This window comes from Streptomyces sp. NPDC093544 (genome assembly GCF_040683495.1).
GTDB lineage: Bacteria > Actinomycetota > Actinomycetes > Streptomycetales > Streptomycetaceae > Streptomyces.
Window position 1 is genome coordinate 98,115 of record NZ_JBFBEA010000030.1, and the last position, 8,481, is coordinate 106,595.

Annotated in this window: 8 protein-coding genes and 1 tRNA gene; 4 read left to right on the forward strand and 5 right to left on the reverse strand. The window is 68.5% G+C overall.

Annotation, left to right across the window (positions count from 1 at the left end; genetic code table 11):
• Position 1: 1 nt before the first annotated feature.
• The gene (locus AB0N66_RS35225) at positions 2 to 1,495 is read left to right on the forward strand and encodes a CoA-acylating methylmalonate-semialdehyde dehydrogenase (RefSeq protein ID WP_365442752.1); all 1,494 of its coding nucleotides are present in this window, start codon (positions 2 to 4) and stop codon (positions 1,493 to 1,495) included.
• Positions 1,496 to 1,527: 32 nt separating this feature from the next.
• Positions 1,528 to 2,313 (forward strand): GntR family transcriptional regulator, encoded by a 786-nt coding sequence (locus tag AB0N66_RS35230; protein WP_365442754.1) that lies wholly within the window; start codon positions 1,528 to 1,530, stop codon positions 2,311 to 2,313.
• 96 nt (positions 2,314 to 2,409) lie between these two features.
• Here the strand turns inward: AB0N66_RS35230 and AB0N66_RS35235 are convergent, their stop codons facing one another.
• Positions 2,410 to 3,045 (reverse strand): TetR family transcriptional regulator, encoded by a 636-nt coding sequence (locus AB0N66_RS35235; RefSeq protein ID WP_365442756.1) that lies wholly within the window; start codon positions 3,043 to 3,045, stop codon positions 2,410 to 2,412.
• 242 nt (positions 3,046 to 3,287) lie between these two features.
• On the opposite strand from AB0N66_RS35235, the gene AB0N66_RS35240 reads away from it, so the two are divergent.
• Positions 3,288 to 3,923 (forward strand): nuclear transport factor 2 family protein, encoded by a 636-nt coding sequence (locus AB0N66_RS35240; RefSeq protein ID WP_365442758.1) that lies wholly within the window; start codon positions 3,288 to 3,290, stop codon positions 3,921 to 3,923.
• Between the two features lie 173 nt (positions 3,924 to 4,096).
• Here AB0N66_RS35240 and AB0N66_RS35245 read toward each other — a convergent pair.
• The 4 genes from AB0N66_RS35245 to sucC all read right to left on the reverse strand — a co-directional run bounded on the left by AB0N66_RS35245 (position 4,097) and on the right by sucC (position 8,172).
• A tRNA-Leu gene (locus AB0N66_RS35245) sits at positions 4,097 to 4,181 on the reverse strand.
• A 217-nt stretch (positions 4,182 to 4,398) separates the two neighbouring features.
• Positions 4,399 to 5,955, reverse strand: coding sequence for an aldehyde dehydrogenase family protein (locus AB0N66_RS35250; protein ID WP_365442760.1), 1,557 nt, complete (start codon positions 5,953 to 5,955; stop codon positions 4,399 to 4,401).
• A gap of 175 nt (positions 5,956 to 6,130) precedes the next feature.
• On the reverse strand, positions 6,131 to 7,030 hold the full coding sequence (gene sucD, locus AB0N66_RS35255; RefSeq protein WP_365442762.1) for a succinate--CoA ligase subunit alpha: 900 nt from the start codon (positions 7,028 to 7,030) through the stop codon (positions 6,131 to 6,133).
• Positions 7,031 to 7,041: 11 nt separating this feature from the next.
• On the reverse strand, positions 7,042 to 8,172 hold the full coding sequence (sucC, locus tag AB0N66_RS35260; protein ID WP_365442774.1) for an ADP-forming succinate--CoA ligase subunit beta: 1,131 nt from the start codon (positions 8,170 to 8,172) through the stop codon (positions 7,042 to 7,044).
• A 165-nt stretch (positions 8,173 to 8,337) separates the two neighbouring features.
• On the opposite strand from sucC, the gene AB0N66_RS35265 reads away from it, so the two are divergent.
• The coding region (locus AB0N66_RS35265; RefSeq protein ID WP_365442776.1) for a CoA transferase at positions 8,338 to 8,481 on the forward strand (144 nt) is incomplete at its 3' end.

Here is an 8,481-nt window from a genome sequence, read left to right on the forward strand (position 1 = left end):
CATGAAGACGATCACCCACTGGATCGACGGCAAGCCCGTCGAGGGCACGTCCGGCCGATTCGGACCCGTATACAACCCGGCCACCGGCGCACAGGAGAAGCAGGCCGCCTTCGCGACCGTGGATGAGGTGGACGCCGCCGTGGCCTCCGCGAAGGCCGCGTTCGAGAGCTGGGGCACGGCCTCGATCGCCAAGCGCACGGCGATCCTGTTCAAGTACCGCGAGCTGCTGGACGCGCACCGCGACGAGATCGCCGAGCTGATCACCGCCGAGCACGGCAAGGTCCACTCGGACGCGCTCGGCGAGGTCGCGCGCGGCATGGAGATCGTGGAGCTGGCCTGCGGGATCAGCGTGCAGCTGAAGGGTGAACTGTCCACGCAGGTCTCGACCCGCGTCGATGTCGCCTCGATCCGCCAGCCGTTGGGCGTCGTCGCGGGCATCACGCCGTTCAACTTCCCGGCCATGGTGCCGATGTGGATGTTCCCGATCGCCATCGCATGCGGCAACACCTTCGTGCTGAAGCCCAGCGAGAAAGACCCGTCGGCGTCCTTCCGGCTGGCCGAACTCGCCTCCGAGGCGGGCCTGCCGGACGGTGTACTGAACGTCGTACAGGGCGACAAGGTGGCCGTCGACCGCATCCTGGAGCACCCGGACATCGAGGCGGTCTCCTTCGTCGGCTCGACCCCGATCGCCAAGTACATCCAGCTCAAGGCAGTTGAGCACGGAAAGCGCGTGCAGGCCCTGGGCGGCGCCAAGAACCACATGCTGGTCCTGCCGGACGCGGACCTGGACTTCGCGGCCGACCAGGCGATCAACGCGGCGTACGGTTCGGCGGGCGAGCGCTGCATGGCCGTGTCGGTCGTGGTCGCGGTGGGCGACACGGGTGACGAGCTGGTGGCCAAGATCGCCGAGCGCGCCGGAAAGCTGCGCATCGGCCCCGGCAACGACCCGGCGAGCGAGATGGGCCCGCTCATCACGCGCGAGCACCGCGACAAGGTCGCGTCGTACGTCGCGTCGGCCGCCGAGCAGGGCGCCGAGGTCGTCGTCGACGGCACCGGCTGCTCGGTCGACGGCCACGAGGAGGGCTTCTTCCTCGGCGTCTCCCTCCTGGACAAGGTGCCGCTGACGGCGGACGCGTACCGCGACGAGATCTTCGGCCCGGTGCTGGTCGTGGTCCGCGCGGAGTCGTACGACGAGGCCATCAAGCTGATCAACGACTCCCGTTGGGGCAACGGCACCGCGATCTTCACCCGGGACGGCGGCGCCGCCCGGCGCTTCCAGCTGGAGGTCAAGGCGGGCATGGTCGGCGTGAACGTGCCGATCCCGGTCCCCGTCGGCTACCACTCCTTCGGCGGCTGGAAGGACTCCCTCTTCGGCGACCTGCATGTGTACGGCAACGACGGCGTCGCCTTCTACACCCAGGGCAAGGTGATCACCACGCGCTGGCCGGACCCGTCCGACGCCGGGATCAACCTCGGTTTCCCCAGCCACTCCTGACCCGTGCCGACGATCCGAGAGGAGGAGCCCCCGTGGCCGCGACCCGTGACCGCTCCCGTGCCGTGACCGCCCCCGCGCTCGACGCCGTGAACTTCGCCCTGAACCGCAGCAGTCCGGTGCCGTTGTACTACCAGCTCGCGCAGCAACTGGAGGCGGCGATAGAGCACGGGTCCCTCGCCCCGGGAAATCTCCTGGGCAACGAGGTCGATCTCTCCGTGCGCCTGGGCCTGTCCCGGCCCACGGTCCGCCAGGCGATCCAGTCCCTCGTCGACAAGGGCCTGTTGGTGCGCCGGCGCGGGGTCGGTACGCAGGTGGTGCACAGCCAGGTCAAGCGGCCACTGGAACTCAGCAGTCTCTACGACGACCTGGAGTCGGCAGGGCAGGGCCCATCCACGCAGGTGGTGCGCAACGAGGGCGTGCCCGCGACCGCCGATGTCGCGGCCGCCCTCGGCGTCGCGGAGGGCAGCGAGGTCACGCTCCTGGAGCGGCTGCGCGCCACGCACGGCCAGCCCATGGCCTTCCTCTGCAACTACCTGCCCGCGAATCTGCTCGAACTCGACGCCACCCGGCTGGAGTCGACCGGCCTGTACCGGATGATGCGCACCGCCGGCATCACCCTGCACAGCGCCCGCCAGACCGTCGGCGCCCGCTCGGCCACCGCCGAGGAGGCCGCCCGCCTCGACGAGAAGGAGGGGGCGGCACTGCTCACCATGCAGCGCACGGCGTACGACGACACGGGCCGTCCGGTCGAGTACGGGACGCACATCTACCGTGCGTCGCGGTACGCGTTCGACTTCCAGTTGCTGGTCAGAAACTGACGTACGCGAACCCGGAAAAGAGCTTGTTCGAGCCGAGGCCGCGCTCGCCCCGAGCACGCGCTTGAGTTGTTGGGATTCCGGTGGCCTTCGGCCTGGTCAGCGGGCGACGGAGGAGTCCCCGCGGAACGCCCCGGCCACCACGGGTACCAGCTGTCGCTCGATCTGCTCGGCGGACATGGCGGCCAGCTCGACGCCGATGGGTGCGAGCGCGAGCCAGTTCAGCAGGCCGGCCGCACATCGCGTACGGAAGATCAGCTCCTGCTCGTCGACTCCGGGAAGGTTGGGTGTCAGCACCCGGAGGGCCTCCCGGCGGCTCTGGTCGAACTTGCCGGTCAGCCGCTCCCACCCCTGGGGCGGATCGATGCCGACGCGCGCGACAGTCCGCATCACCGCCAGGTCCTGTCCACCGGCCGCCAGCGCGCGCACCATCGGCCCGGCGAAGGCTCCCGCCACCTCCTGCAGTGTCGAAGTGGAGCCAAGGGAACCGAGTGCCAGGATCTGCGCGTCCAGATACCGTTCCAACGCGTGCTCGATCGCCGAGTCGCACAGTGCCTTCAGCGACCCGAAGTGGTAACTCACCGCTGCGACGTTGGCTCCGGCGCGAGCTGTGATCTCGCGGAGTGTCACGCCCTCCTGGCCTCGCTGCGCGAGCAACTCCAGGGCGGCCGTCTGCAGACCGTCCCGCGTGCGCTGACCGGCCTCTCGGCGCAGGTCCGTCTTTTCCTCCCGCATCACAGCATGAACTCAAGCAGATGCTTGACTTCATTGTCAAACAGCCGTCCCGTGGATCGCGACTGGACTCGACCGGATCCAGCCCCAGGGGTGAGCACGCCCGCCACCAGACAACTCAAACATCTGCTTGACATCCTTCACTACCGTTCATAAATTAAAGCGAGCGTTTGATTTATCAAGGAAGCGCGAGGGACCGTTGCGACGGGTCTCAGATCCTGAGAACCAACCTGGAGGAACACGACATGAAGTTGCTCAGCCGGAAGACGATCACCGCCACGGCCGCGATAGCGATCCTGGGCGGTCTTTCCATCGCCGCTGCGCCGACACAGGCCGCAAGCCCTGCCGTCAGCAGCGCGGCAGACCGCGCGGACCTGAGTCCCGGCGACCTGTCGAAGCTGCCGCTCACGGACCGCCACCTGACCAAGAAGGAGCGGGCCAACCTCGCAGTCGTCCTGCGCGCGTACCACGTGGCGGAGGGCGACAGCCTGGACGTCGACACGTTCGTCAACAGTTTCGCCAAGGACGGCGTCTTCAACGACGTGGTCGCCGGCCAGTCCTATCGGGGTGAGGCACTCGGAGGCGTTCCGACCTACATGGCAAACCTCTTCCCCGATGTCCACCGTGACCTCAAGCGCATCACCGTGAACGGTGACGTGGTCAGTATCGAGCTGTCGATCCAGGGCACGTTCGAAGGGCCGCTGCAGTCGCCGGCAGGCACCGTCAAGCCGACCGGCGCGAGGGTCGACGCGCCGACTGCCGACTTCTGGTACCTGCACAACGGCAAGGTCGAGAAGTTCAACTGCTTCGTCGGATACTCGACCATGTACGCCCAGATGGGCGTGAACTTCGACTGGGCGTCGGCGGTGGACAAGCCCTGAGGTCGTTCGCCGGCGGGTGATGCCCGGCGCTACCGGCCGCGCCTCACCTGCCCGCTCGTCCTGGCCGCAGGACGAGCGGGATCGGTCGTATCCCCGGAAAACAGCCTGTGCGAGCCGAGCTTCGCTCGACCCGCACAGGCTGGGATGTGATCTGTAGCTGTGTATCTGTTCTGTGTCCGAGGGGGGACTTGAACCCCCACGCCCGATAAAGGGCACTAGCACCTCAAGCTAGCGCGTCTGCCATTCCGCCACCCGGACTAGGTGTCTGCCGCCTGGACGGGGGTGTTCCCCGCGGCGACATGCACAACAATACCAAGGTTTCGGAGCGCCTTTCACCTGCATATCCGGGCTGTCGGGGCGGGTACGCGGGCCCAGGTGGAGGTGCCTTACGAGGCTCACAGTGGGCGACCCGGGGACTACGCGGGAGACGGCGGGCGGCGCCCAGATCCTGGACGCCGCCCGCACCGTCCTCAGCTCACGGCATGAGGTGGTAGTCGGGGAAGTTGCCCGGCAGCCGCTCGCCCGCCGGTCCCTGCGTCACCGCGCGCACCAACAGTTCCCCGCCCACGAACGCGCCGCGCCACGACGCGCCGAAGCCGCCGAAGAGCTCGTCGCGGTCGCCGCGGGAACGGGGCTTGCCGTGACCGACCTTGAACGCCCGGATCTGCGGTGCCAGCCGGTCGTACGTGGACTTGTCGTCCGTCGACAGGGTGGCCACCAGCGCGCCGTTGGACGCGTTCATGGCGGCGAGCAGCTCGGCCTCGGTGTCGACCAGGACGATGGTGTCGACCGGGCCGAAGGGTTCCGCATGGTGCAGCGGCGAGGACGGGGGCGGGTTGAGGATCGTGACGGGATGGACGTACGCCGAGGTGTCCTGGCCCGGCAGGAAGCGCGCGTCGGACAGGTTGCCGCGGTGCAGCGGGACGGCGCCCCGGTCGATGGCCTCGGCGACCTGGTCGTGCAGGTCCTTGGCCTTGGCAGCGTTGATCACGGGGCCGAAGTCGAGGGACGGGTACGGGTCGTCGGGGTGCTCCACCGCGAGCGGGTGGCCGATGCGCAGGGTGCGGACCGCCGGGAGGTAGGCGTCCAGGAACTCGTCGAACAGGGTCCGCTGGACGACGAAGCGCGGGTAGGCGGTGCAGCGCTGCTTGCCGTAGTCGAAGAGCTTGGGGATGACCGCGGTCAGTGCGTCCCAGTCCGTGTGGTTCCAGATGCCCCAGGTGTTCAGCCCCTCCTGTTCCAGTACGTGTCGCTTGCCCAGGTCGGCGACGGCGGTGGCCACCGCGGCGCCCGTGTCGCGGCCGCCGACGAAGGAGACGCAGCCGATCTCGGGCGCGCGGACGAGGGCCTCGGACAGCTCGCCTCCGCTGCCGCTGACGAGGGTGACGGGGATCCCTTCGCGGGCGGCGAGCGCGCTGGCCAGGGTGAGACAGGCGACGCCGCCGTCGGTCGGGGTCTTGGCGATGACCGCGTTGCCTGCCAGTGCCTGTACCAGCATTGCGTGAACGAGCACGCTCATCGGGTAGTTCCAGCTCGCGATGTTGGACACGGGCCCGTCCAGCGGGGTCCGGCCTTGCACCATGGGCTCGATGCCGTCGACGTACCAGCGCACGCCGTCGATGGCCCGGTCCACATCGGCCTGGGCGAGCCGCCAGGGCTTGCCTATCTCCCAGACCAGCAGAAGGGCGAGCAGTTCGCGGTGCTCGGTCAGCGCGTCGAGGGTCGCCGCGACGCGGGCCCGGCGCTCCGCGAGTGGAACGTGGCGCCAGGCGCGGTGCTGGTCGAGTGAGGCGCGTACGGCCTGCTGGGCGGTGGCGCCGTCCAGACGCGGCGGGCCCGCGATGGGGCTGCCGTCGACGGGGCTGGTGGCGGGCAGCGCCCGGCCGTCCGCCTGCCAGGCGGAGCCCCAGAGGTTGAGAACCCGGTCGTCCCGGAACGCCTCCGGCGCCACCTGGAGGCAGCGCTGCCAGGCGTCGGCCCAGGATGTACCGGACTTCAGGACGAGGTTGGTGGTGTCGAGGGTGGTGGTCATTGGATGTCTCCGCTCTCGGTGCACAGTCGGGGGCGGGGGGCCCGGCTTCTGCCGAACCGCAGAAAGCTCAGACCCGCGCGAGCAGGTGTCGCGTACGTACGGAGTGGCTGTGAGGCAGCTGTGTCCGTACGGAGGAACGTAGTGAGGCCGCGATGTCTCCGGCAGTCACCTCACGTCAACTATGAGTGACGTCACGTTCCGTTTCGAGCTGGTTGAGCACCAGCCGCGCCGTCTCGGTCGGGGTGCCGCCCACGCGCACTCCGACCGCCTCCAGGGCCTTCTTCTTCGCCTGGGCGGTGCCCGACGAACCGGAGACGATGGCGCCCGCGTGCCCCATGGTCTTTCCTTCAGGGGCGGTGAATCCGGCGATGTAGCCGACGACGGGCTTGGTGATGTGGTCGCGGATGTACGCGGCCGCCCGTTCCTCGGCGTCGCCGCCGATCTCCCCGATGAGAACGATCAGTTCGGTGTCGGGGTCTTCCTGGAAGGCCGCCAGGCAGTCGATGTGGGTGGTGCCGACGACGGGGTCGCCGCCGATGCCGACACAGGTCGAGAAGCCGATGTCTCTCAGCTCGTACATGAGCTGATAGGTGAGAGTGCCGGACTTGGAGACCAGGCCGATACGGCCGGGCTTGGTGATGTCGGCGGGGATGATGCCCGCGTTCGACTCGCCGGGGCTGATCAGGCCCGGGCAGTTGGGGCCGATGACGCGCGTGCCCTTGGTGGCGGCGTACGCGTTGAAGACCACGGAGTCGTGGACCGGGATGCCCTCGGTGATGACGACGGCGAGTCCGATCCCGGCGTCGGCGGCCTCCAGCACGGCGGCTTTGGCGAAGGCCGGTGGAACGAAGACGACACTCACGTCCGCTCCGGTCGCCTCGATGCCTTCGCGCACCGACCCGAACACCGGGACGGCGCGGTCGTCGAAGTCGACGGTCCGGCCCGCCTTGCGCGGGTTGACGCCGCCGACGACATCGGTGCCGGCCGCGAGCATCCGCCGGGTGTGCTTCATGCCCTCGGCGCCGGTCATGCCCTGGACGAGGACCTTGGATTCCTTGGTGAGAAAGATGGCCATGTCCACTTCCTTCAGGCGGCGTTGGCGAGTTGGGCGGCACGGCGCGCGGCGCCGTCCATGGTGGTGGCCTGCTGCACCAGGGGGTGCGCGCGGTCGTCGAGGATGGCGCGACCGCGGACGGCGTTGTTGCCGTCGAGCCGGACCACCAGCGGCTTGGTCAGCCGGACGGTTTCCAGGGCCTGCACGATGCCGTCGGCGACCGCGTCGCAGGCGGTGATCCCGCCGAAGACGTTGACGAAGACGGACTTCACGTCCGGGTCGGAGAGGATCACGGACAGGCCGTCGGCCATGATCTGGGCGGAGGCTCCGCCGCCGATGTCGAGGAAGTTGGCCGGGCGGGCGCCGCAGCCGGCGACCACGTCGAGCGTCGACATGACCAGCCCCGCGCCGTTGCCGATGACTCCGACCTCGCCGTCCAGCTTGACGTAGTTGAGGCCCTTGGCGGCGGCCGCCGCCTCCAGCGGATCGTCGTGCTCGGTGTCCTTCTCGCCCCACCGCGCCTGCCGAAAACGGGCGTTGTCGTCGAGGGTGACCTTGCCGTCCAGGGCCAGGATCTGCCCCTTGGCCGTACGGACGAGGGGGTTCACCTCGACGAGGACGGCGTCCTCGCGCGTCAGCACCTGCCACAGCCGAACCAGCACGTCAACCGCCTGTGGTGGTAGGCCTGCTACCTGGATAATTTCGGTCGCCTTTGCGGACGTGACGCCTTCGGCGGGGTCGATCGGAATGCGCGCTACCGCTTCTGGCCTGGTCGCAGCCACCTTTTCGATCTCCATGCCGCCCTCGGCGGAGGCAATCGCGACGAATTGTCCGGCGGCCCTGTCGAGGACGTAGGAGACGTAGAACTCGCTCTCGACGTCCACGAGTTGGGCCAGCATCACGGTGCGAACCGTGTGACCCTTGATGTCCATTCCGAGGATCTGACGTGCCGTCAGCTCGGCCGCGGCCGGGTCCGCGGCGACTTTCACCCCACCCGCCTTGCCGCGCCCGCCGATCTTCACCTGGGCCTTTACCACCACATTGCCACCCAGTCGGCGGGCGATCTCGCGCGCCTCCTTGGGTGAGTCGGTGACCTCGGCCCGCGGCACCACGATGCCGTGCTCTTCGAAGAGTGCCCGCGCCTGGTGCTCATACAGGTCCATCATCAGGCTCCTGTCTTAAAAGTGCTGCACGCCCCCTGGACATCACCCATCGGATGCGGGATAACAATCTTCATACAGTATCCGTCGACTGTATGCAATGTGCCGAGCAGGGCTCAGGACCTGTGACGCCAGGGCGCTGGAAGCAACGGACAAGTGAGGTGACCTGTGACTACGAAGGCTCTTGAAGGCATCCGAGTCCTCGACATGACACATGTGCAGTCCGGTCCCTCGGCGACCCAGCTGCTGGCCTGGCTGGGTGCGGACGTCCTCAAGCTGGAGGCGCCGACCGGTGACATCACCCGTAGACAA

What these genes read in the sequence shown, in the direction of transcription:
- AB0N66_RS35225 (WP_365442752.1), top strand. Translation starts at nt 2, where the DNA reads ATGAAGACGATCACCCACTGGATCGACGGCAAGCCCGTCGAGGGCACG.
- AB0N66_RS35235 (WP_365442756.1), bottom strand. Translation starts at nt 3,045, where the DNA reads ATGCGGGAGGAAAAGACGGACCTGCGCCGAGAGGCCGGTCAGCGCACG.
- AB0N66_RS35240 (WP_365442758.1), top strand. Translation starts at nt 3,288, where the DNA reads ATGAAGTTGCTCAGCCGGAAGACGATCACCGCCACGGCCGCGATAGCG.
- AB0N66_RS35250 (WP_365442760.1), bottom strand. Translation starts at nt 5,955, where the DNA reads ATGACCACCACCCTCGACACCACCAACCTCGTCCTGAAGTCCGGTACA.
- sucD (WP_365442762.1), bottom strand. Translation starts at nt 7,030, where the DNA reads ATGGCCATCTTTCTCACCAAGGAATCCAAGGTCCTCGTCCAGGGCATG.
- sucC (WP_365442774.1), bottom strand. Translation starts at nt 8,172, where the DNA reads ATGGACCTGTATGAGCACCAGGCGCGGGCACTCTTCGAAGAGCACGGC.